This is a genomic window from Thalassolituus sp. ST750PaO-4 (assembly GCF_020320405.1).
In the GTDB taxonomy this organism is placed as follows: Bacteria; Pseudomonadota; Gammaproteobacteria; order Pseudomonadales; family Oceanobacteraceae; genus Venatoribacter; species Venatoribacter alkanivorans.
The window spans coordinates 1-23,851 of sequence record NZ_JABVCB010000007.1; the positions used below are offsets into that span (position 1 = coordinate 1).

General features: G+C 51.8%; 14 protein-coding genes. 11 read left to right on the forward strand and 3 right to left on the reverse strand.

Translation table 11 applies throughout. The annotated features are described in order from the left end of the window. Nucleotides 1-700 precede the first annotated feature (700 nt). The 3 genes from HUF18_RS05925 (at nucleotide 701) to tmpT (ending at nucleotide 2,530) form a co-directional block, all read left to right on the forward strand. Nucleotides 701-1,270, forward strand: coding sequence for a PhnA domain-containing protein (locus HUF18_RS05925; protein WP_225691497.1), 570 nt, complete (start codon nucleotides 701-703; stop codon nucleotides 1,268-1,270). Nucleotides 1,271-1,387: 117 nt separating this feature from the next. Then, complete coding sequence (locus HUF18_RS05930) at nucleotides 1,388-1,744, forward strand: VOC family protein (RefSeq protein ID WP_145469124.1); 357 nt, start codon at nucleotides 1,388-1,390, stop codon at nucleotides 1,742-1,744. Nucleotides 1,745-1,855: 111 nt separating this feature from the next. Next, the gene (gene tmpT, locus HUF18_RS05935) at nucleotides 1,856-2,530 is read left to right on the forward strand and encodes a thiopurine S-methyltransferase (protein WP_225691498.1); all 675 of its coding nucleotides are present in this window, start codon (nucleotides 1,856-1,858) and stop codon (nucleotides 2,528-2,530) included. Nucleotides 2,531-2,556: 26 nt separating this feature from the next. Here tmpT and tsaA read toward each other — a convergent pair whose 3' ends face one another. Beyond that, the gene (tsaA, locus tag HUF18_RS05940; RefSeq protein WP_225691499.1) at nucleotides 2,557-3,297 is read right to left on the reverse strand and encodes a tRNA (N6-threonylcarbamoyladenosine(37)-N6)-methyltransferase TrmO; all 741 of its coding nucleotides are present in this window, start codon (nucleotides 3,295-3,297) and stop codon (nucleotides 2,557-2,559) included. A gap of 344 nt (nucleotides 3,298-3,641) precedes the next feature. Between tsaA and HUF18_RS05945 the strand changes: the two genes are divergently transcribed. Beyond that, nucleotides 3,642-5,087, forward strand: a complete 1,446-nt coding sequence (locus HUF18_RS05945; RefSeq protein WP_225691500.1) for an OmpP1/FadL family transporter — start codon at nucleotides 3,642-3,644, stop codon at nucleotides 5,085-5,087. 77 nt (nucleotides 5,088-5,164) lie between these two features. Here the strand turns inward: HUF18_RS05945 and ccoG are convergent, their stop codons facing one another. Together ccoG and HUF18_RS19605 are read right to left on the reverse strand one after the other, a co-directional pair. Further along, entirely contained in the window at nucleotides 5,165-6,565 is a 1,401-nt protein-coding gene (gene ccoG, locus HUF18_RS05950; protein WP_225691501.1) for a cytochrome c oxidase accessory protein CcoG, read from the reverse strand. A 156-nt stretch (nucleotides 6,566-6,721) separates the two neighbouring features. Continuing rightward, nucleotides 6,722-8,185 (reverse strand): sigma-54 interaction domain-containing protein, encoded by a 1,464-nt coding sequence (locus HUF18_RS19605; protein WP_274704257.1) that lies wholly within the window; start codon nucleotides 8,183-8,185, stop codon nucleotides 6,722-6,724. A gap of 150 nt (nucleotides 8,186-8,335) precedes the next feature. Here HUF18_RS19605 and HUF18_RS05970 point away from each other — a divergent pair, with 150 nt between their 5' ends. The 7 genes from HUF18_RS05970 to HUF18_RS06000 all read left to right on the forward strand — a co-directional run bounded on the left by HUF18_RS05970 (nucleotide 8,336) and on the right by HUF18_RS06000 (nucleotide 23,846). Continuing rightward, nucleotides 8,336-9,388 (forward strand): DUF2333 family protein, encoded by a 1,053-nt coding sequence (locus HUF18_RS05970; RefSeq protein ID WP_145469130.1) that lies wholly within the window; start codon nucleotides 8,336-8,338, stop codon nucleotides 9,386-9,388. 345 nt (nucleotides 9,389-9,733) lie between these two features. After that, nucleotides 9,734-10,864 (forward strand): DUF6160 family protein, encoded by a 1,131-nt coding sequence (locus HUF18_RS05975; RefSeq protein WP_342453560.1) that lies wholly within the window; start codon nucleotides 9,734-9,736, stop codon nucleotides 10,862-10,864. Between the two features lies 1 nt (nucleotide 10,865). Beyond that, nucleotides 10,866-12,329: a DUF6160 family protein gene (locus tag HUF18_RS05980; RefSeq protein WP_225691503.1), complete on the forward strand. Its 1,464-nt coding sequence runs from the start codon at nucleotides 10,866-10,868 to the stop codon at nucleotides 12,327-12,329. Nucleotides 12,330-12,342: 13 nt separating this feature from the next. Continuing rightward, nucleotides 12,343-20,763, forward strand: a complete 8,421-nt coding sequence (locus HUF18_RS05985; RefSeq protein ID WP_225691504.1) for a lectin-like protein — start codon at nucleotides 12,343-12,345, stop codon at nucleotides 20,761-20,763. A gap of 10 nt (nucleotides 20,764-20,773) precedes the next feature. Next, nucleotides 20,774-22,207 carry a hypothetical protein gene (locus tag HUF18_RS05990; RefSeq protein WP_225691505.1) on the forward strand — a complete coding sequence of 478 codons (1,434 nt, stop codon included), beginning with the start codon at nucleotides 20,774-20,776 and terminating at the stop codon, nucleotides 22,205-22,207. Beyond that, nucleotides 22,204-22,668 (forward strand): DUF6160 family protein, encoded by a 465-nt coding sequence (locus HUF18_RS05995; RefSeq protein WP_225691506.1) that lies wholly within the window; start codon nucleotides 22,204-22,206, stop codon nucleotides 22,666-22,668. The genes HUF18_RS05990 and HUF18_RS05995 overlap by 4 nt, the downstream gene beginning before the upstream one ends. A gap of 8 nt (nucleotides 22,669-22,676) precedes the next feature. Then, nucleotides 22,677-23,846, forward strand: coding sequence for a hypothetical protein (locus tag HUF18_RS06000; protein ID WP_225691507.1), 1,170 nt, complete (start codon nucleotides 22,677-22,679; stop codon nucleotides 23,844-23,846). Nucleotides 23,847-23,851 lie beyond the last annotated feature (5 nt).

The window sequence follows — 23,851 nt, forward strand, 5'->3', positions numbered from 1 at the left end:
TGTTTTTTCATTGGACACCTCTTGGGTTGTGATTTTATCACCTAAGCGGGTGTCCGGATTGATTAGACCACTACACTTCTCCCCGGGCCCCTGCTTTGCGCTTTCTGGCCCGTAATCCTTATTCACTCGTTTTTTACTGACCACGCGTATATTGGCCATCCATGGCCACATACGCTTGTCTGGCATCCATGCCAGTCAGATCGTAAAAATCATCGTTCATGGCGGCGGGCCCAGAGGCGCGGTTTATCTCAGCCGCAACGTCATTTCTTCCAGCTGAAAATGTCCGTTTTGAAAAGCCGCTGAGCGGAATAATGAATGCGCCTGCAGGACGCCGGAATGAAGAGCACCGAGCCGGTGCGTCTCTGCAGGGATGCAGAGCGAGCGGATAGGGCCATGGATGGCCCATTATCCGCGTTGCCGTGACCGAGGTGGTCTGAATTGAGGAGAAAGGCCTGCACAGCGCGAAGCTGGGCCTGTTTTTGCTCCTGCAAAACATGCATTTCCGCCATCCATGGCGGTCAGGTATAAAGCCCCGCCGGCAAAGGGATAAGTTCCCCTGCGAGGCATTGGGCGTTTCAAAATGATTTAAAACTTTAAGTTAACAGCATTACGCCCTGATGGGGCTTTACAGTTTTTGACACAGGCGACAAAAAGGGTGTTTTTGTGCATAATGGCCCGCCTTAATTTAAGGGTAATGCTTATGTCTATCGAACAAAGTCTGCTGCAGCGCGCGGCTAATCAGTGCGAGCTGTGTACTTCTGCCAACGATCTTTCTCCGTTTCTGGTGCCGCCGCACAGCCAGCTGACCGTCGACAGCGGTGTTGTTCTCTGCGCGACCTGTAAAGCCCAGGTTGAAGGTGCTGAGCCGGATGCTAACCACTGGCGTTGCCTGAATGACAGCATGTGGAGCCAGGTTCCGGCGGTACAGGTGCTGGCTTACCGTATGCTGAAGCGTCTGTCGGCCGAGCCATGGGCGCAGGATCTGCTGGATGTGATGTATATGGAAGACGACACCCGCAAATGGGCAGAAACCAGTGCCGCAGCGGCAGATGATGACCGCGAACCAACCCGTGACAGCAACGGTGCTGTGCTGCAGGCCGGTGATAACGTCACCCTGATCAAAGACCTGGATGTAAAAGGCGCCAACTTTACTGCCAAGCGCGGCACCATGGTGCGTGGTATTGGCCTGACTGATAACCCGGAGCATATTGAAGGCCGGGTAAACGGTACGCGTATTGTGATTATCAGTGCTTACACCAAAAAGGCCTGAGTTACGAAATTGATCGTCTTAAAAGCCGGATTTATTCCGGCTTTTTTGTGGCCGTTATTCAGGCTATGGTGATGGACTTTATTCACAGTCAGACAGTATCTGATACAGGGAGTATGTATGCAGGAAAAATTAAATTACGTCGAATTTTCCAGCCGCGATCTGGCGGCCAGTAAAACCTTTTTTCAGCAGGTTTTTGGCTGGACATTTCAGGACTATGGCCCGGAATACTGTGCTTTTTTTGCAGCCGAAGCCGGACTGGATGGTGGTTTTTATCTGGACCCTGAAAAAGCGCCGGCCGCCGGTGCATTATTGGTGTTTTATTCTGCGGAGCTGGAACATTGTCTGGCACGGGTAGAAGAGGCTGGCGGGCAAATAACAAAGGCGGTATTCAGTTTTCCCGGTGGCCGGCGTTTTCATTTTTCAGAACCCGGTGGCAATGAGCTGGCGGTCTGGTCGGATAAAGCAGCGGAATAGGCCGACCGGCAGAGAACGACCAGAGTCGGATTGGAATCGGTATGTCTGATCGGTTATAAACAACCTTTGCGCCGCATTGTCGGCGTGTTGAGATTGGCAGATGGGGTATTCATGCACAGCGAATTCTGGCACGACAAATGGTCAAAAAAAGAGATTGGTTTTCACCTCGATGAGGTAAATAAAGTCCTGCTGAAATACTGGCCGGATATGCATCTGGCCACAGGCAGCAAAGTGTTGTTGCCGCTGTGTGGAAAAACGCTGGATCTGTTCTGGTTGCGTCAGGCTGGTTATGGCGTGGTCGGCATTGAACTCAGTGAAATTGCGCTGGACGAACTGGCCGCTCAGCTGACTGCGGAACTGGACATTGCCATTGAAAAAAACCGTGAAGATGAGCAGGTGTTTTATCGTGGCGACGGCGTATTACTGATTGCCGGTGATTTCTTTAACGTCAGCCGGGAATTGCTGCAGCGTGAGCTGGGTGGCGATATCGATGCGGTGTATGACCGTGCGGCACTGGTGGCGTTACCGGAAAGTATGCGCCGGCAATACAGCCAGCATCTGCATGCTCTCAGTCATGGTGCGCCACAGATGCTGGTGACCCTCGATTATGATCAGAGCCAGATGGACGGCCCACCGTTTGCGCTCAGTGACGCCGAAGTACATGCTCACTACGATGCGTTGTATACGCTGACATTGGCGGAGGAGCGGGAACTGATCGAGCAAGAGCCGCGCTTTAAGGCCCGTGGCCTGACATCCTTTAAACAGCGGCTGTATTTTTTACGCTGAGTGCGGATGTCGGGCTGTGGCGGAGCTTATATGGCTCCGTCAGTCTCAACCGACAGAACACAAATCCCGCCGCTTTGCGGGTAATGCCAGACCACATTGATATCCCAGAAACGCACACCGTAACGGCGGCTCTCATCCGGCTGCTGATAAGCCGGTTTTGGGTCCTGAGCCAGGCACTGTTCCACCAGTGCCACAACGTCTTCCCCCAGTCTTTTCGCCTGTTGTTGTGCTGCTGCTAAAGCGTCTGGCTGCCAGCTGACGCTGACGGTGGCCGGCGCTTCGCTGGCGATGCCATTGTCGGCGTCTGCGATGCTGTCGGCGTAGGGGACATAGGGTTTGATATCCAGGATGGGAGTGCCGTCGAGCAGATCGACACCGGATACCCATAATCGCGTGCCTTCCACTTTTTCCAGCCTGACCACTGACTGGCCAATACCGTTGGGGCGGTGGGTGCTGCGCGTGGCGAATACTCCCAGTTTCTCGTTGCCGCCCAGACGCGGTGGCCGTACCCGCAGCCGCGGTGCTGCAGGATCATCGGCCGGTGCCTGATGGAACTGAAACAGCAGCCAGATATGGCTGACCTGCTCCAGACCAAGCAGGGCTTCCGGCTGATTGTAAGGTGGCAGCAGCTCAATCACCGCCCGTGCAGCTGGTGCCAGTTGTGGCTGGCGCGGAATGGCAAATTTTTCGGCAAACGGCGTACGCGCAATGGCGACTGGCTGCACGCTGGTGGGGCCGATTGCAGAATGTATGGCTGCTGGGCTCATGACAGATTATTCCGGAAAAAGCGGCAGTATACCTGTGGTCGGTTAGCGCATACGACCCCGCCATGATTTTGTGCAGAGCTTGTGCTGGCGTTGCGCCGACCCTGCAATGGCGTACAGGTTCCGTGGTGTTTTTTTCAATACTGAACATGGATGTTCAAAAAAGTCATTTGAAGCCTAATTTGTTTCAATAAGTTACCTAATGATTACCATCTGATACAAATTGGCCGTTTTTGTGCTGGCATACTGCCGCCGCATTCGACGAACAGTAATAAATCCGTCGGTTATTCCGCCTGTGGGGTTCTCCTGACCGGGCGGCTCACATAGCGTTTCAGCAAGGTGTTCTGATGTTCAATAAACCATCCGTTCTGGCGGTTGCCGTAGCGGCAGCTTCCCTGTTCAGCGCCGGTGTTCAGGCTTCCGGTTTTAAAATTAATGAGCAAAGCGCCAGTGGCGCCGGCCGCGCCTTTGCCGGCAGCGCAGCGGTTGCCAACGATGCTTCTGTGGTGTTCTTTAACCCGGCCGGTATGAGCCGTCTTGAGCGCTCCCAGGCCAGCTTTGGTTTTACCTATCTGCAGCTGGAAGGCAGTTTTGAAGGTGTACGCACCAACCCGACTGGTATGGTGACCAGCGATACTGCTGAAGCCGGTGTGTATAACGACGGTGGCGATTTTATGCCGGATAAAGTCATTCCGTTTGGCTATATCGTGCACAAGCTGGATGACAAAGCGGCCGTGGGTCTGGGCATTTTCGCGCCGTTCGGTACCGCAACGGATTACAAAAGCGGCTCTCTGGCCGGCGGTTTTGCCGATGAGACTCAGCTGTCTGCCATTGATATTCAGCCAACCTTCTCTTATCAGCTGAGCGATACCCTGTCATTCGGTGTGGGTATTGATATTGTTTACGCTCAGGGTCTGCTGAGCAAAGAACTGGATCTGGTGCCTTTTGGTGCTCCTGGTGCTACCGATCCTCAGTACAAAGGCTATGAAAACAAGTTTGAAGTCAAAGGCGATGATATCGGTTATGGCTGGAACTTCGGCGTAATGTGGGATGCCAGCCAGTCCACCACGCTGGGCTTTGCTTACCGCTCTGAGATCGACTTTGACCTGAAAGGTAAGTCTGAGTTTAAGAAGTCAGAGGGTGTCGTGGCCTATGCTGACCCAGCTCCGATGATCGTTTCCGGAACTGTTGTTGATTTGCCAGCGGGTATTTACCCGGTTAACGGAACCGGTAAAGTCGATAAGCAGGACTCCCGTGTACCTCTGACCGGCCCGCGTTCTGCGACCTTCAGCATCGCGCATAAGCTGGATGACCGTCTGCAATTGCTGGCGGGTGCGACCTGGACCGACTGGTCTTCGTTCAAATACTTCGATGTGATCGCGACCAAGTCCGGCATCATCGATGACCTGAGTGGTCTGGGTGAGAACTACGTTGGCCATATCGTTGAAAAATGGCATGACACCTGGTCTTACTCTGTGGGTGCTGAGTACAGCCTGAATCAGGACTGGACGCTGCGTACCGGTTACGCCTTTGACGCTTCACCGGTTAAGGACGAGCACCGTACTGCGCGTGTACCGGATAACGACCGTCAGTGGCTGACTGCAGGTGCCACCTACAACCTGAACGACAGCTGGAGCTTTGATGCGGCCGTGGCGTACCTGTTTATCGATAAATCCAAGATCGACGAGTACAACTACGATCTGGACGATGAGCAGAAAGGCGCCGACAACCTGAAAGGTGAGTTCGATGTGAATGCACTGGGTCTGTCTTTCCAGGCGAACTATCGTATGTAACAGACGCTTTTAACCGGTCTTAAAAAAAGCCCGTATGGAACTCCATACGGGCTTTTTTGTGGGCGTTGATCGGGCCCTTAATTGTTTGCCGCGAGGCTGGCGGTACGCACTCTGGGGTTGGTAAAGCGCGCTGGCAGTTCCTGCTGATAGCCGCTGCGCTGGTCTTCAATACGTAACTCCAGCGCCTGGCTTGGGGTGTCGGTGGTACGTTCGATATCCAGACTGTGGGCGGCGCGCTGACCGGCGCTGAGGGTGGTGTGCAACAGGATCTGCTGCTGATCGTAAACCGTCAGCTGCATAGCGTCTTGGCTGCGGTTGTGCAGCTTCAGGGTGTAGCGGTTGATCAGGGTGTCGTCCGGTGTCAGCTGGTACAGAGCCAGGCGGTCGCGCTCCAGGCTGGCACTCAGTGGCGGTTGCAGCAGTGTGGTGACCAGAATGACGGCAAAGGCACTGAGTGCCAGTGCGCCATAACCCCACAGACGCCAGCGCTGCAGCGGGCTTAGCTGTTGCTCTGGCTGATAGGTGATCAGGCCGGTGGCACGACCGGTTTGCAGCATTACTTTGTCACAGGCATCGATGCAGGCACCGCAGTCGATACAGGCAATCTGCAGACCGTCACGGATATCAATATTGGTCGGGCAGACCTGCACACACAGACCGCAGTCAATGCAATCGCCGCCGCTGTTGGTATTGTCAGGGTTGTGCTTCCCCCGGGGTTCGCCACGCGCGCTGTCGTAGCGTACGGTGCGGGTCTGGTTATCGAACATCACCGACTGAAAGCGGGAATAGGGGCACATATGGGTGCAGACCGATTCACGCAGCCAGCCGGCGTTGAGAAAGGTGAGGGTGCTGATCAGGATCAGCCAGAACATGGCGACGTTGCTGATATCTCCCTGGATAACATCACTCCACCACTGCGCCAGCGGGTAGAAGTAGGCAATGATGGTAATGGCGGTCGCCAGACTGAGCAGTCCCCAGGCAACAAACTTCAGTGCCCGGCGAACCTTCTGCTGGCGGCTCCCTTTACCCTGATCCAGCTTGCGGCGCATCTGGCGTGAGCCTTCGATTTTCTCTTCCAGCCAGATAAACATAAAGGTCCACACCGTCTGCGGACAGCTGAAGCCACACCACAGGCGGCCGGCGTACATGGCAACAAAAAACAGGGCGAAGGCACTGCCGATCAGCAGACCACTGAGCAGCAACAGATCTTCCGACCACAGGAGCCAGCCGCCGATATGAAACTGCTGAGCATTGAGGTCAAAAAACACCGCAGGTTTGCCCTGCCAGCTGAGCCATGGGGTGATAAAGAATACTGCCAGCAGCGGCCAGCCAACAGCACGGCGCCAGTTGCGGAACAGGCCGCTGGCCAGACGCACCCGGTGCGGCGGCTCGTCAATCATATGCAGGGGGATGCGGTTGTCGTGGCGGCGGCGGGCAGCGGTGAACAAAGCGGAGAGCAGGGGAATGCGGGGGATCATAACCATCAGAACCTGTGAAAATCTTTGACAGGCTCCTATGGCAACCGGCGTACCAGTTATTCAGGGCGCATAAATACTGGGGTTCTGGTCATTACCTCAGATGTGAAAACGATATTCAGAGTCGATATATGGTTTTATGCGATATGTCGCTTCTTGTTACAGTAAGCCCAGCTTTTTCATGCGTGAGCGCAGGGTGGAAACCGGCAGGCCCAGCAGTCTCGCGGTGCCCTTATCGCCACCGATCATACCGCCACAATAGTTCAGGGCGCGCAGGATATGCTGCTTCTCGGCTTCCTGCAGAGGGAGTGGCTTTGTCTCCTGCCCGTTGTGATCCTGCAGGCTGGTCATGCTCTGTAACAGCGGCAGTTGCAGCTGGTCGCTGCTGAGAATCAGGCCGTGCTCGAGCACGTTGGCCAGCTCGCGCACGTTACCCGGCCAGGGATGGTTCATCAGCTGGCGCAGTTGTGCCGGTTGCAGGGCCGGCGCCTTGCGGTTCAGACGGCTGGCCAGCCGCTGAAGCAGGTGGGTGGCCAGCAGCGGGATATCAGCCTGGCGTTCACGCAGAGGCGGTACATGCAAAGGGAAGACATTGAGGCGGAAATACAGGTCGGAGCGGAACTGGCCACTCTGTACCATGGCAGCCAGATCGCGGTGGGTGGCGGCAATGATACGGACATCTACCTTAATGGTGTGCTGGCTGCCCAGGCGCTGGATTTCACCCTCCTGCAGCACGCGCAGGAGCTTGACCTGGGCGGCAGCGGACAGCTCACCGATTTCATCGAGAAACAGAGTGCTGCCGTCGGCCTGTTCAAAGCGGCCGATGCGGCGCTGGTGGGCGCCGGTAAAGGCACCACGTTCGTGGCCGAACAGCTCACTTTCGAGCAGGTTTTCCGCCATGGCGCCGCAGTTCACCCGCACCATGGGTTTGGCGGCACGTGGGCTTTGCTGATGCAGACTGCGTGCGACCAGCTCTTTACCACTGCCGCTTTCACCCAGAATCAGTACGCAGCTGGGGGTCGGCGCCACCTGGCGGATGCTGTGCTGCAGCTGCAGCATGCCATCGCTCTGGCCGAGCAGTTCCGATTCACCCTGCTGATCACGCAGCTCCTGTTGCAGGTACTGGTTTTCGGCCTGCAGCTGGCGCTGCAGCTGACCTACCTGATCAAGGGCAGCCTGCAGTGAGCGCTGATGTTGCAGGCGTTCACTGATGTCTTTGAACACCACCACCGCGCCGGTAATGACACCGTTGTCGATGATGGCGGTGCTGGAATATTCCACCGGAAACCAGCTGCCGTCTTTGCGCCAGAAGACTTCCTGATCGCTGTAGGCGGTGATGCCGGTCTGCAGGGTCTGGTAAATCGGGCAATCGTCCTGCGGATAATGGCGGCCATCCACATGGCTGTGATGATGAAAGCGGTGGATACTCTGGCCTTCGATTTCGGCCTGGCTCCAGCCGGTCAGACGTTCGGCCGCCGGGTTTACAAAAGTCGCGTGGCCTGCAGCATTAAGGCCGTAGACACCTTCAGACATCGCCTCAAGAATACGCTGATAGCGATGGCTCAGTTCGCTGTGGCTGAGTGCGCTGTGGCTCTGGGCTGGGGAATTCTGACTGGCGGACATGGCCTGGCCTCGGCTGACAGGGTTAACCGCCAAAGCGGTACAGACTAATTGAGTTGCCGCAGTATATCAGCTGTGTGCAGCTTGTCCGAACGGGCGGTGGCGGGTAGGCTTGCTGCTGTTTTTTGCGATACAGACAAAGGAAAGGAAGATATGAAGGGGCAGTTGCAGAACAAAATTCTGGATATGCGTGAGCGTCTGCAGGACTGGTGGACTGATGGTGGTGTGGTACGCAGCGCGGTACTGCTGGGGCTGGTGGTGTATCTGCTGGTATGCATTGTTCTGGGATTTCTGTGGAGCTCTGAGCCGGATATGTTCCCGGTGCGCGAGCGCGCTATGCAGCGTGCTGAGGCGATGGGGGTAGAGCCGGTGGTTGGTTTCACCACCACCGCAACGCTGATGGAAGTCACGGCGGCTCTGCTGAACAAGCAGGGAGGCTATCTGAGTAATGATGTTTTCCCGCCGGGTTTGTGGCTCGACAATATCCCTAACTGGGAATACGGCGTGCTGATTCAGGTGCGTGACTTTACCCGTGCCCTGCGTAAAGACTTCAGCCGCTCGCAGAGCCAGTCTACTGAAGATAAAGACCTGTCGGTGGCGGAGCCACAGCTGCACTTTGATAACAACAGCTGGGCAGTTCCTTCTTCTGAAGCGGAATACGAGCGCGGCCTGAAAGCACTGGATAACTACCTGCACCGTCTGGCTGATCCGAAAGAACCGACGGCACAGTTTTATGCCCGCGCCGATAACCTGCGCCAGTGGCTGTTTGATGTGGAAACCCGCCTGGGCAGCCTGTCGCAGCGCCTGAGTGCTTCTGTGGGCAAGCGCCGTCTGAATACCGATCTGGCGGGCGACAGTGCAGCCAGTCAGTCAACGCCGGCGGATTATGATCAGGAAGTGAAAACCCCCTGGACGCAGCTGGATGATGTGTTTTATGAAGCGCGCGGTACCGCCTGGGCGCTGTCTCATATCCTGCGTGCGATTGAGGTGGATTTCCGTGACGTGCTGGATAAGAAGAATGCACTGGTCAGCCTGCGGCAGATTATCCGTGAGCTGGAAGCTACTCAGGAGCCTCTGTGGGCACCGATGATTCTTAATGGCAGTGGCTTCGGTCTGTTTGCCAACCACTCTCTGGTAATGGCGTCTTATATCTCCCGTGCCAATGCCGCTATTCTGGATTTGCGCGAGCTGTTGTCGCAGGGCTGATTCTATTGATCTCCGGGTGGCCAGATCCGCCCGGAACACCCTCCTGATTTGTTGCCTCGGGCCACTTTCTGGCGCCATGTAACCCATGCTTTTTTCTGCCTGCCTGACGCCTGAGCTTGCTGCTTCCGGTTGACGCAATCTGGCCAATTTCTGCGAACTTTACATAATGTTTAGCTGCTATCTAAGTAGTTGAATATTAACGGTTTTTCCTTATTTCAACGGATTGGTAATGGAACGTGCGTTTGGTATCCAAGTAGCACGGTGATTTTGATTCTGGTATCTTGCACGTTCGTATCACCGCTAGTCCGTACGTATAACAACAATAAAAAAATTAGGGAGAGTCAGATGGCATCAAAGTGCTGTCTCATCCTGGCCACAATGATGGCCGGTTCACCTGCTCTGGCGCTTGAAGCGCTGGATGAACGCTCGCTGTCGGAAGTGACAGGTCAGGCTCAGGGATTGCGTTATACGTCGGAATACGACGCGCGTATTGATTCCATTTCTTATATCGACGACGACGGCCTGGGTGCAGATGGCACCGTGGGCAGTATTTCTATGTCGCCAATCCGCGTTTACACCCAAACCAACCGGCCGGTTCAGGTTGATCTTGAAGTAAAAGATGTTGGTGGCCGTAAGGCGCTGGTGTTCACCAATCGTGACCTGCCGGTTGAGGTGGAAATAGGATCCATTGCCATCAATGAATATTCCCTTGGTGGTTTTGGACAGGGCAATTTCCAGATAGGCGCTGGCGATTCTATGGTTACATATCTGTATGCCGGCGGCTTTGATGGTAATGGCCTGACGCTGGATCTGGATATTCCTAATTCGATGTCTTATGAAACCTATATCGAAGACGATGGCACCCGCTTTACCACAACGGTGGACTTTTCCGACCCTTACGATGCCAGCGGTGGCGGCCTGTTTCTTAAAGACATCACCTTCGATCTGGTTGGCGAAGGCTTGCGTATGGGCCTGCCAACCACAACTGGCGGCAATATCAACTTCTATAACGCCCGGGTTGGTGATGATGTTCTGAACAGCGTTGCGCTGCGAAATATTGTGCTGACTCCAGGCGGTTATTTGCTGATTAAAAATGCCCGGGGTGCCAGTGAATATGGCCTCGAATTTGATGCTGTGCTGAAACAAGGTTCTCACTTTGATTACGTGTATATCGCCGGTGAGGTGGATGATTCTTATCCCAATCCGAATGTGTTTGAAATGTCAGCGAATATCAGTCTCTTAAGTGATTTCAGCGTTAAAGGTATGCGTATGAACGTTGATGGGCAGCGTGGGTTGGTATTCGATTTTGACAATACCGATGCAGCCAGTGGTGTTGCAGCGAATATGCTGATGCAGGATGTGACCCTGCAGCGCAGTGATAAAGTGCGTGATGCTGTCAACCCGGTGAGTATCGGCACTATGGATATTCAGATGAACCTGACCAATAACAGCTATCTGCAGATTGAGGGGCATTGATATGACTGTACGTAATCTGCTGGTCGTTTCGTTTATTGCAGGAAGTACACCGGTAATTGCCATGCAGCCTCTCGGTGATGAGTCTATGGCGGCTGTATCCGGGCAGTCGGGCATCACCATTGAAATGACGACGCAAAACCCGGATGGCGATTTTCTGACGACGGGTGCGATCCGCTTTACCGAAAACGATAAAGACGGTAAAGGTAAAGATTATCTGGAAATCGGCAGTCTGAAATTACGCACCATCGAAACCGATGGCGCGGGCAATATGATTGGTGTCGATACGATCCGTACAGATATTGATATCGACAGTGGCGGTAACGTCAGCATCCGCAGCAGCGATATTAATACACTGGATCTGGAGTTGGGTGAGATATCCCTTAGTGGGCGCACTCTGTTCGGAGCTATGCGTTTTTCGGTCTGGGAATTTGTTGGTAACAGTTACCTGGAGACGGTGCTCCTCAATGATGCTGCCGGCTCTAAAATTGCTTTCCGTACCGTGATGGAAGCGGGTAGTGGTCTGACCTATCAGTTTGATGAGGATGGCCTGACTTTTTCTTCGGATGTTGTATTTTTGCCTGCAACCGGACAATCGGAATTTCGTAGTGAGTTGTTCCTGACAGGCGATAGTGACAAATTAAAACTGGAACTTGGTGAAACCAGTGGCAGCTTTGAAATCAAAAATATTTCGCTGCTGGACCCTGCCGGAAATAACATTTTTGGTGCCAATAATTTTGGCGATGTGGGCTATTCCGATATTACTATTAATACCGGTTATATCACGATGGCCGCGAATGACACGCCTGGTGTCGATGGTCTGAAAGGTGTTATTAACGCAGATCTTAATATTGGTAGTGCGTTTTACCGCACAGGAGATCAGCGCCTGAATATGCGCAATGTCCAGCTGCGCACTAATGGTGAAATTAACTATCAGACGGATTTTACCGATAACGGTTATTCAACAGGTATCGATGCCACCATTTATGGTGTCAGTGATCTGGATCTGATTATTGGTGCGCTGACCCTGAGCTCCGGAGACGGCAGTAATGAATCTCTGAGCATGGGATCATATGCAATCGAAAATCTTAATCTGAATGGTGGCAGTATAGAGCAGCAGATCTATACCTTGCCGGGTTCTGGCGCTCAGGGCATGCAGATGGATCTTACCATCGCAGGAACAACCAGCTTTGACCTCACCATTAAAGATGACCCTGCGGTAAATAATGGTGATCCTGATCCTGTACTGACCGCCGAAGTTGTTCTGAATAATGTCTCTGTGTCGCAAACGATCGACCAGACCAGTAAAGGCCTGCATATCGGTATTCTTAATCAGAGTATGGATGCCAATATCAATGCCATTCGTGTCGGTGATGGTTTAATTCAGCAAGGGCAGAGTGGCCGTTTGGTTATGAATAATCTTTCGCTGCAACCGGGTAGTTACTTCCGGATAGAACCGCTCCAGTAAGGGCCTGTAGTATATGAATAACAATTATAAAAAAATATTTCTCACACTGACGTTTGCTCTGAGTGCTGTTGCTGCTCAGGGAGCAAGCGTTTCGTCGAAGGCATCTGTCTGGTATGACCTGGCACGTAATACGGGCACGCCTGTAGACTACAACGGTGGCAGTATTACCCGTGCGCAGGCGGCTGAAATTAATCTCGATACCGTTGTTTTCTGGAAGGATAATGAGCCGAATGATTCCAGCAGCGAAGATTGTGCCACTCAGGTTGCGGATGGTACCTGGAACGATCTTGGTTGTGAACAGAGTCGACGGGTTGCATGTTTTAACGGCACGAACTGGACGATCAGCTCTGCCAGTGTTGCCATGGGGGCAGACAATAATGCAGCCGAAAATATCAGCAGCGCTCAGAACGCCTGTCCTGCTAATACCTCTTTTTCAGCACCTGTTACGCTTGCGCAACGTAATGCTCTGTCTTCTGCCATCAGTGCCGCCAATGTAACTAATGGTGTCTGGATTAATGCTCAGGACATGAAAATTGAAAATGTCTGGGCAATTAATAAAAACTCTTCAGCCATTGCCCCTTTTTGGGGGGCTGGAGGGCCTTCGGGCACGGCCGGCGATTGTGCTGTTATTGATGGCGCAGGAAACTGGAGTGCTTCCGATTGTTCAGCTTCATATGCGGTTGCCTGTGCTGATACTGCGCTGAGCACTTGGCAAGTTGCTAATTCATCCGTTGCATTCACATCCATTGAAAAATTAACTCAGGCTTGCCAGAAAAGCTTCGGTGTTTTGTATCAGTTTGCGGCACCTCGTACTTCTTCTGATAACACGGCTTTGAGTAACGCTCTGTCTTCTGCCGGAGTTTCTGCTGCCTGGATTAATGCGCGCGACAACAGCATTGAAGGCTATTGGATGCTGAATCACGGATTGTTTGATTGGGCTGCTGGTGAGCCGGATGTAAATCGTGGTTTATGTGCTGTTGCACGTCAGAGTGATGGACGCTGGTTGTCAGCAGACTGCGACAGCCGTGCCAAGCTGTTGTGCAGTGACGGGACTAATTGGATTATCCGTAACGCGGATCATCAGTTTAGCAACCAGGCTCTGGATGCCTGTAGCCGCTCGGATTCTGACACTGCTTCCACTGACTTTGTTAATTACCAGCTGAAAACTCCGGTGACTGAGCCGGAACGTATGCGGGTGTATCAGCTGATCCGGGCTCAGAGTAACGACACTAAAGTCTGGTTGAATCTCAAACGTGTACAGGATACCGGAGTGTGGTTGTGGAATGAGGGATATGAACAACCAGATATCGGTGGCAATAGACCGGCCAGAAAAGTTTTTTATGATACCACTGAGAAAAGTTGTAACTGGTTGAATAACTGTAGTCTTGTTGATATATCCGGAAGCTGGAGTCGTTATTCGGATGGTCAGGCATTGTCATTGGCTCAGGCTAATAAAGCTAATGAAGCGGTATATTCAAACTTTGCCTACTTTGAACCAAACGACACCGGCAGCTGTGTTCAGTTGTATACCAGCGGGGGGAGTGCTGGTTTATGGGATGATTTTACCTGTGGCGATACTAAGAGGGTTGCCTGCTTTGATGGTTATGATTGGGCAATATCAGCAACTGCAGTGAGTCTCGGTGCTGATGGTGAATTCAATGAAAACCTCAATAATGGGCATAATGCTTGTGCCGCAATCACTAAAAATGGTGTTGCAGGAAATTATCGGTTCGCTGCACCAGCGTCGTTTTCGCAAAGCCTTGATTTGCTGCGCATGGCTCAGGAAACAGGATCCGGAAATATCTGGATCAACATTAATGATAAGCGTTATAACAGAACCTTTGTTTACAACCTCGGTGCGGATGTTATTGCGCCATTCTGGAATGCAGGTGAACCGAATGACGCCGGTGGTAATGAAGACTGCGCCGTACAGCAACGTACCACAGGGTTATGGAATGATCTGCCGTGCGCCAGTTCTGTCCCTCTTGCCTGCTACAACCCTTATGTGGGTGCAAACGGAACCTGGAGTGTTACTGCAACCAGTCATTCATTTACAACACCAACGGCACTGTCGCTTGTCTGTGAGCAATCTTTTGGTGGCCAGTTTAAATTTTATGCACCGGTCACTCTGAGTCAGCGTAATGATCTGGTTGCGGTCATGACAGCGGCTGCTGTCGATAACGTTTACATCAATGTTAGTGACCAGGAGTCGGAAGGTACCTGGTTGCTCAATGTTGATATTAATAACTGGGCAGAAGGGCAGCCCTCTGTCAGCAGTGATGAGCGTTGTGTGGCGGCAGACGTCACCGACTCTCAATGGCGGACACGTAATTGTGCTGATGCATTACCGGTGGCTTGTACAACCGGTGGGCGTTGGTATTTCACGGAAAATGCTATCAACCTGACGGATTTCTCAGCGGGACAGCAAGCCTGTAATACTTTGGGCAGTGGCTATTTATTTAATGCTCCCCGTTCCCTCGATGATGCACAGCAAATGCAGTATTTTGCTTTGTTGGCCGGAGTCGGTGGTAATTTCTGGATCAACGGCAACCGGCTGGAAGATATGGCCGTGTGGGAGTGGAATCAGCGCAGTCTGAAAACTCCGCTGTGGTCATCCGTTGAACCCAATGGTGGTACCCGCGAAAACTGCGCACTGTTGAATAATGATGCTGAAGCCAGCTGGGCAGACGAACGTTGTGATTCGGGGATTGATCGTGCCTATTTATGCCGTAACGGCAGCAGCTGGCAAATTTCCGTTTTACAGGGCGCACTCGAAGATTTCTCCCAGGCTGTTGCAGCTTGTGCGGCTCTGGGAAGCGGCTGGGTCTTCGCAGCTCCGGCAACCTATAACGAAAACCTGGCGGCGAAAAATGCGATGGGGGTGGTTGCACAGGTTTGGGTTAATGCGACTGATGCCATGAAAGAAGGTGTCTGGACGCTGAATGCCGCTTCGATCAGTCAGTATCCTAACTGGGCTGCTGGCCAGCCGGATAATGGCGGACTGGCTGCCGCAGATGAAACTGCACTGTTGTATGGCGAAGACTGTGCGTACCAGGATGACACTGGTCTTTGGTCAGATACTTCCTGTACCAGTGCTGCAGAATATTCATGGGCCTGTAATGATGGTTATGTCTGGAAAGTTACCCGCTCACAAGGTACGGCGGCGAATCCTGCGGATGGTCATAAAGCCTGTTTCAGTGAGTATGGCTCTAATTTTGTCTTTGCTGCGCCGCTTAATATAAATGATTCTATCCAGATCGATTTTGCCCGCTTGCTGGCCTCTGCTGAACGTGGAAACACTATTTCCCGTGTCTGGCTGAATATGAATGATGGAGGTTATGAAGATAATCGTTCTGGTGCTGCAGATGGCCGTCACTTCCGTAAAAATCAACCGTTTACCAACTGGATTTCAGCCTATCCCGGGCAGGAGCCTTTGAGCAGCTGTGCGTACAAATCCACGACCGCCGCAGGTCAGAACAATCCGTGGCGTACTGCCAGCTGCACGAGTTTTGCTGCTCACTATGCCTGTACCGATGGTGCAGCCTGGAAAGTAGCGACGTCTAAAGGTGCTCTGGTCAATGGTGCGCTGCAGGTTGTACCTCAGGTTGGTGAGGATTACTGGTCTTATGATCTGGGCAACAGCCGCTGTAAAGAGCAATTTGGTGAACAGTATTATTTTTCTGCGCCGGTAACTGCTGCCGAAGAGCTGGCGCTGGATGCTGCCATCCGTAATACCAATGCGCAGGTTAAAAATACCTGGATTAATTATTACTACGTTAATGCCATTACCTCGGCCAATAGCCGCTGGTTTGCTGATCGTCTGAAGCTTGGTATCTGGCAAAAGCCGGTATTCCGCAATCTGAATAATGCCGACTGTTCGGTACTGCATCCGGACGGGTCCTGGACGGATGTGTCCTGCAGTTCCTCTTATACTTACGCATGCTTCAATGGTAGCTGGAGTACAACGGGTCTCAGCGGGCGCTGGGATGAAGGTTTTGCTGCCTGCGATAATCAGAATGCCAGCTTATTTGCGGTGCCGCGTTCACCGGATGAAATGACAGAATTACTTGCTCAAATGGGTGGGGAACCGGTCTGGATAAATCTGACGGACACGGCGCTGGAGTCACAGTGGATTGCCAACCGTTTACGCTTCTCCTGGTGGCGCAGCGGAGAACCGTCTAATTCCGGTAACCGTGATTGTGGCCGCATTGCTGAAAATGGCGAATGGTATGCCGGAAAATGCTCCGTGGAGCAGGCTGCTTTTGCCTGTCGTACTGTCACCGGAAGTACCATCAGCTGGAATATCACCAACGCGGTTGGCATTTGGTCGGAAGGTTTTTCTGCCTGTGCCCGGGAGTATCCGGGCAGTGAGTTCCTTGTGCCTCAGGGCTATGGTACCCACTCGGCCAGCATGGATCAGAATACGTTGGCAGCCGTTATTGCTGCAGCCGGACGGGATGCCTGGATTAACCTGAGTGATCAGGATGTGGAAGGTCACTGGCGTGCATATCAGGCCTACAGTGACTGGGGCGTTGCCAGTCTTCTTGACCAGAATAACGACTGCGCCTATCTGGATCGCGTGGTAGCGGGTTCCGGCACCTGGTATACAGATAGTTGCAAATACACCAGTGGTACGCCGGTTTCCCGTGGTTACGCCTGTACCAACGGTTATGAATGGCGTCTGGTGAATACCACCGCTGATACCAGTGTGCGCTGGTCAGAAGGTTTTACTGCCTGTCAGACACTTGGTAGTGACTGGCGTTATGCGGCTCCGACTGACGCGGTACAGAATGCCAAGCTGCGTCTGGCGATGGAGCTCTCCGGTATCAGTCAGATATGGATCAACGCTCAGGACCGTACCGATGAAGGCAACTGGCAGATTAACGGTCCGGAAACCAACTTTGCACCGGTAGCTGATACCAGCCTGACGGAGTTGGTAGTGGCAGAAAACACCAGCAATGTTCAGCTGCATGCATTGCTGGAAGATGATGAAGAAGTAGGAATTGCCAGTGCCAGCTGGAGTCTGGTATCTGATAGCCGTTTCAGTAATGTGGCTGATTCAGATGTGGTTGTCAGCCCAGGCTCTCTGGTGGCGGGTGCGGCAGGTAGTGCAATTCTGACTGCGTCTTACAGCAGTCCGGTGTTGCTGAATCAGGATGCTGTGCTGGTCTTCAAAATTACTGCTACAGATATCCCGCCGGGTACAGCGTTGGCGGCAACGTCTGAAACCTTTATTACCGTACGGGTGAAATCTCCGTTACTGGCAGCCTGGGATTTTAATGACTCAGCTTCTCCGCAGCGGGATGTGACCGGTAATGGTCATAACGCACTGAATGATGGTGCGAATCCGTTACCACCGGTTGTGGGGGGGGCACTGGCCCTGTCGGCGGCGGACGTTATGATCGTTCCGGGTCTGGCGGCTCAGCCAGATGGTGGTCTGGACGTACCGGCTAGCGAATACACCGTTGCTTTCCGTATCAGTATTGAAGCAGCGGCCAGCGGTGCCTGGCGTGGGATTCTGCAAAAAGGCGATGGCGGCCTGGAACGTCAGCCAGGCATCTTCCTGTATCCGGATGCCGAGAGTCTGCACGCGACCAATAGCACCAATCAGAGCGATAACCGCAGCGTCAATGTTGTCGATATCCCGTTCCGCCAGTGGCTGAACGTGGTGTACAGCAAACGCGCGGACGGGCTGGATATTTATCTGGATGACGAGCTGGTAGGCAGCTACCCATTTGCTCTTGGTGAAGAGTCGCTCGCTAATAACGGTAATCTTTACGTCGGTAATATTCCGGGGGCGGCAGAGTCTTTCACTGGTCTGATTGATGATATTCAGGTTTACGATCGTGTTCTGACGGGCGCAGAACGCCTGCAGATTCTGCCGACGCCTCCTGTGGGTGAGATACAGTTTATTCAGGCCGGTACTCAGCTGGATGAAGATGCTGGCAGCGTGACCCTGTTGCTGGAGCGCAGTCGTGGCAGCAAGGCACCGCTGACGGTGTATGTGGATATTAATGCTGCAGCCAGCACGGCGACACTGGGTAACCAGGCTGATATGACCGATCCGCTGCATCCGGCTGATCTGGCGTTTGGGGCCGCGTATGTGTCGGGCACAGGTGTTCCGGTTAGCTGGCCGGCGGATACCCGTGGTCAGCAGAGTCTGACCATTACACTTGATAGCGCCGACGACAATCTGCGTGAAGGTACCGAAATTGCCCGCTTGCTGCTGGCCAATACGGCAGGAGCCGAAACCGGGCAGAATACAACTTATGCGCTGCGTCTGAATGATGTAACACCGAACCCCTTCGGTAACTTCTCAGTAACCGGCCCTGATCCTATGGTCGTACTGGAAAATAACCAAGCTACTCAATCCGTCTGCATTGTGCGTGAGTCCGGCGCGCAGGGAGAGGTTACGGTTAATTACAGTATCAGCGGTACGGCTGTTGCGGGAACAGATTTCAATTATCTGCCTTCCGGTATTGAACCGGTTGCAGCCAGCGATTCGGTAACCTTTGCCGATGGTGACAGTGCCGATAAGTGCTTTGATATTGCCGTGGTCAATAATCCGGCTATAGGCACTCCGGATATTAATCTTCAGGTCACCATTACCGGCCTGAACCACGATGCCGGTATTGATCCGCTATTGACGGCTCAGAATCAGGCGCAGCTGGTAATCCGCGATTATTCACCGGGTGAGTTTGGCTTCGTGAGCTCGACCCTGACTTGCAAAGAGCCCAATACAGCCACCGCGATCCCGGATGAGCTTAAGCCGACAGCGGCAGAGCTGACCTGTGAAGTGAGTGTTGTCCGGACGAATACTGGTCTTTACGCACCAGCGGCACAGTTGAATGTTGTGCAAATTGCTCACACACCGGACGATGCCCCTCAGAATGATCTGAGCTTTACCCCGGTCCTGAACTGGGATGCTAAAGCTTCTGGTTCTGCGGCTGAAGATGTGCAGACGGTTGTATTTACTCTGCAGAATGACGGCGAACAGGAGTCTGATGAAGTTGTGGCTGTGCAGTTACAGGCTACAAATGGAGATGGCCATAATGAAGTAATCAATCAGGCTGATTTGCAGTTGACGATGGTCGATGTAACTGAACCGGCATTGGTAACTGCCAGCGTTGCGGATGCTCCGGCTGGTAATATTCTTGACGTTGATGAAGGAACAGCCGTTACCATCAATTTGGCCAGGACGCTGAATGAAAACACTGAATTCACAACCGCCTATGAGTTATCCGCAACCTCTCTGGGCAGTCAGAATCTTACCGATATACTGTCGCTACAGGTAGACGGAGCCAATGCTCCAGTGAGTGGGGCGCTGGCATTTACCCGTAATGCTGGTAGTAGCCGTACCTTTACGATTAATACTATTGACACCGTAGAGCCGGGTGATAACCGGGTAGTTAAAGTTCGCCTGGATCAGGTTAATCCGGACCGGATTGCTGGTTTGGGGGATCGGTCCAATGCGAATAAAGATACGCAGAATTTCACCGAGGTTGCGTTCCGCATTAAAAATACGCGGGATTCTCTGGATGATATATTCCTGAATGCATCGGCGACCAAGTTTGACTCAGTTAGCACTGCTGCTCTGGATTCTTCGAACGTTACCGCGGTTGAGCATATTACCCGAGATATTCAGCCGGTTCATGGCTATATCAGTCTGAATGCAGCCTTTAATGGTTTTGATGGGGTTTACGATATTCAGGATACGGCTTTGCTGTATTCGGTAACTTTCTATCAGAATGGCACCGTTAATTCGGTTATTAATGGCCAGAATATGGCATCGCTGTTACGTAAAAGTAGCGACCCTGAACAAGCCTTTAATGCAACAGGCTCAATTCCACTGGATAAAGACACTGGAGCGATATTTAACCCGCGCTTGCTTATGCCATATGTAACTGATGGAAATTCTGCTAACGTCGAAATGAAAGTACGATTTGTCGGTAATGTTAGCGGTGAAGTGAAGGAACAAACTTACCTTTTCCGTCCGCAAGTTGTGTGGCGGCGTATGGAGTACGACGATAACAATGAATGTATGTATGGCCGGGGCGCAGGCCAGCCCCTGGGATGGAACTATGGCCTTAACTTTAATTGTGGAGATTCGGGTGGCGGTGCGTCAGGTGTTAACGCATATTATTTCACTTACAACGCTTTCACTGAGCAAGTAGAGAGTAAGGAAAATCCAGGGTACTGTTGGCAAGCAAGTGGTAATAATGAAAACTCACGTGTAGAACTTCAGGCTTGTCAGTCGGGTTCCGTAAATAATAATCAGCGTTTCTATATGACTTCTGGATTCAGGGTTTATGCTCGGGCTAATACAACTCGAGGAATGTGTGGTCGTGGATCGTCGACTGGAAACCGGGAAATTATGCTGGCATATAGCGGAGCTGCTGTTTGCTACCGTAATTGGGAATGGTATTCAAACTAAGGTGAACGTTATGAAATATAATATTTGCACACTGGCTTTAGTTTTAGCCTTCCCGGTGATCTGTGTCGCTATGCAACCGCTGAATGAATCACAGCTTGGTGAAGTTACTGGCGAAGGCATCGGCGCCACCTTCGATGATGTTGTGATTCATTCCGGTAACTATGGGCAGCCTGACGATTTCAAGTTGCGCTTGCGCCTGTCTGATGATCCGGATTCGGAAATGCTGGTCATGAGTGAGCTGCGCTTCTATCGCTCCGGAGCAGAGCCCGGCACCGCAAACAGTGGTGGTTTTTTCGGCACTTATGATGACCCCTTTGTGGTCGGTGAGCTGCGTGAAATTACCGAAAAGCACACAGGCTTAATTGATCCTGATGGTGATGGCACTTATGAGTCTGGAAGCCGGACCCATGTTGCTTTTTATACCGGTTTCCCCGCAGCCGACCTGACGCAAAAAGAGCGTGGATTTTTCCAGTGGACAGGTAACCGGATGGGCATTGGAAATACCACACCGCGCTATGCGAATCAGAGCACCTCTTACTACCGCGGTTTGCCGAATGATTTCTTCAGCGGTAATGCATCGGTAAATGTAGGTAATTTATTCAGTTTGACCAGTGAGTATCAAGCCTATTTACAGGAGCAGGAAGATCGGCTGGATCTTGCTACCGATAAGTTTGATCTGCATTTCCGTCTTGATGCTATTACCGATCAGAACCGGGATAAATCGACGGATGAACAATTTCTGGGCTATGTCGATGTAGAAGGCGCCCGACTGTATGGCACCAGTACCATGATCTGGGCACACAGCAACCAGGGGGAACGCTTGTCTGCGGCCGATCTGGCCCGTTATCAGAATGGCGGTGCGCCAGTATATGCTGACCGTGGTCTGGCGATGGCCATGACTACCGGTTTGCGTGCTGATGCTATTCGTATTACTGCAGATCCTTCCGGTGCTGCAGCCAGCGTACTGGAGCTACGGGGGGTTGATATGTATTTGCCGATGGGAAGTGTTGATCAGCCGATGACGATCAGTACCGTACAGTTTTCACAGATATCACGTGGTACCTGGAAAAACCCGGTGATGGTTGCTCCGTCTACACAGTTACGTCTGGAGATAGCAGCGCTGCCTAAGGATGTAGGACAGGCTCCGCAGGGGAATATTTTTATTCAGTCTCTGGCCTTTGGTGATCCCGATGATCCGGAAGTTATTACTGGTATCGATGACATTTATCTGCGCGATGAAACCGGGAATATCGTGACAACGGTGAACGATGTAAAGCACCGTGCTTTTGTGCCGAAAACGGTGATCTATAACGAACAGATAGCAATTTATAATCAGGATAATCCTTCAGCACAATTACCTTTTATTCCCAATCAAAATGTTGTGGAAGTTCGTGGATTGGAAATACAACGTCTGGTTATTACCACACAGGATCTTAATCGATGAGATATGCAATTTTATTGACTGCGTTCATATCGTCGTTAGTTTCTGCGGAAATGAGTGAGTTGGCCGAAAGTGAGCTTCAGGAAACAACCGCTCAGGCAGGTATAACGTTGAGTGCCCGCTTTGAATTTGGCGATGATACCCGCATCAGTTACAACAATGCTGATGCCGACTATAAAGATTCTCAGGAATACTGGCTGGTGATTGATAATCTGACCGGCGCAATTGAAATGAAAGGAATGAAAATTGATCTGATCAATGATTTCGGTCCTTCCGGTAGCGTTGGTGCCGTTCAGATCACAATGCCGGACGAGATTATTTACGACGAACTGTCGACTGATGGTATTTATGTTGGTCCTGATCGTGAAGTTAGTGCCAGCCATCGCTTTATTATGGGCATGGATATTGATGGGTCGTTGCAATTTCCGGCAGCAACCCGTATGAACATTTTTGCAATAAAATAGGCAAGTTTATGAAAATAATAAAAAAGCTGCCGGCATTAATCGTGATGATTTGTCCTTCCGTATGGGCAGGCATGCAACCAATGGACGAATCCGAAATGTCATTGACTTATGGTCAGGCCATTTTTGAGGTGACCGACCAGGTTGTGTCGCAACCAGAAGGTGCTGACCTTAGTATGCTGAGGCTGACTATTGGTGCCCGTATTGAAATTAACGCTAACGTTGAAGAGCTTTCATTGGGACGTTATTGGCGACCTGAGGGCACTAATTGTACTGGTGGTGCCGGTGGAGATAAGGTTTGCTACAACAATGTATTACCAGTGTCATATAACGATAATATCAATTGGGCGTGTACGGCTAAGCCTTGCGGTTCCGTTGGTTTAGCAGATGAAAACTACAAATCCTCTGCTTTGACTCATGATACTGATGGTGAGAAAAGTTTTTTCGATTTTCCTGGTGGTTACCAGCCTGATGGTGGCGTCGATATTAAACTTCGTGATGTGACGATGGGGCAAGTTCGGGATAAGGGCAATGGACAATATGAGCTGTTACCCTTTATTCAGGAAAATCCTTATTTTGAATTTGCTTTTGATGAGACTTCCGGCGCCCGTAAGTTAGTTGGTTTCCGCATAGGGTCTGAAGAATCATTCGGTTATCAGGGGAATATTATCGATGTAATATCGGGTTTTATTCGTCCTAATATTACAGCAAATGTTCAAGTTCCTGTGCTTGGTGGTTTAGGTACCATTAAATTAGAAGCATTTCTTGGTGGGGTTCGTACAATTGGCTGGCTTGATACTAAAACACTGGATCTATACAGTGTAGATGGTATAGCATCTGCTCTTATTACTGGCCCAGATGCTTTATTGAATCAGTCACCCCATGCTCAACTATTTCCAGTACAGTCCAATTATCTTGAGCATTCAAAGGCATTCTTTTTCAGTGTAGGAACACGGTCTATACAGTGGAGCTCTGTGCAGGGTTTTTCTCCTGATGTTACATCGCCTGGGTTCTGGATTAATATGGGCGGTGACGGCGGTTTGATTGCGAAAACTCAGGAAGGTGATCATCCAAATAATTATTTTCCGGGTCACCCGAAGAATGCCATCTATGGTGGCAATACCAACTATGGCAATATTGCTAACTTGCCCAGCTGGTCTCAGACTTATAACAATAATTGAGCTGC

Coding starts and splice junctions, on each gene's coding strand:
- ccoG (WP_225691501.1), bottom strand. CDS start 6,565: ATGATCCCCCGCATTCCCCTGCTCTCCGCTTTGTTCACCGCTGCCCGC.
- HUF18_RS05985 (WP_225691504.1), top strand. CDS start 12,343: ATGAATAACAATTATAAAAAAATATTTCTCACACTGACGTTTGCTCTG.
- HUF18_RS05995 (WP_225691506.1), top strand. CDS start 22,204: ATGAGATATGCAATTTTATTGACTGCGTTCATATCGTCGTTAGTTTCT.
- tsaA (WP_225691499.1), bottom strand. CDS start 3,297: ATGAGCCCAGCAGCCATACATTCTGCAATCGGCCCCACCAGCGTGCAG.
- HUF18_RS05990 (WP_225691505.1), top strand. CDS start 20,774: ATGAAATATAATATTTGCACACTGGCTTTAGTTTTAGCCTTCCCGGTG.
- HUF18_RS05925 (WP_225691497.1), top strand. CDS start 701: ATGTCTATCGAACAAAGTCTGCTGCAGCGCGCGGCTAATCAGTGCGAG.
- HUF18_RS05980 (WP_225691503.1), top strand. CDS start 10,866: ATGACTGTACGTAATCTGCTGGTCGTTTCGTTTATTGCAGGAAGTACA.
- HUF18_RS05975 (WP_342453560.1), top strand. CDS start 9,734: ATGGCATCAAAGTGCTGTCTCATCCTGGCCACAATGATGGCCGGTTCA.
- HUF18_RS05930 (WP_145469124.1), top strand. CDS start 1,388: ATGCAGGAAAAATTAAATTACGTCGAATTTTCCAGCCGCGATCTGGCG.
- HUF18_RS06000 (WP_225691507.1), top strand. CDS start 22,677: ATGAAAATAATAAAAAAGCTGCCGGCATTAATCGTGATGATTTGTCCT.
- HUF18_RS05945 (WP_225691500.1), top strand. CDS start 3,642: ATGTTCAATAAACCATCCGTTCTGGCGGTTGCCGTAGCGGCAGCTTCC.
- tmpT (WP_225691498.1), top strand. CDS start 1,856: ATGCACAGCGAATTCTGGCACGACAAATGGTCAAAAAAAGAGATTGGT.
- HUF18_RS19605 (WP_274704257.1), bottom strand. CDS start 8,185: ATGTCCGCCAGTCAGAATTCCCCAGCCCAGAGCCACAGCGCACTCAGC.
- HUF18_RS05970 (WP_145469130.1), top strand. CDS start 8,336: ATGAAGGGGCAGTTGCAGAACAAAATTCTGGATATGCGTGAGCGTCTG.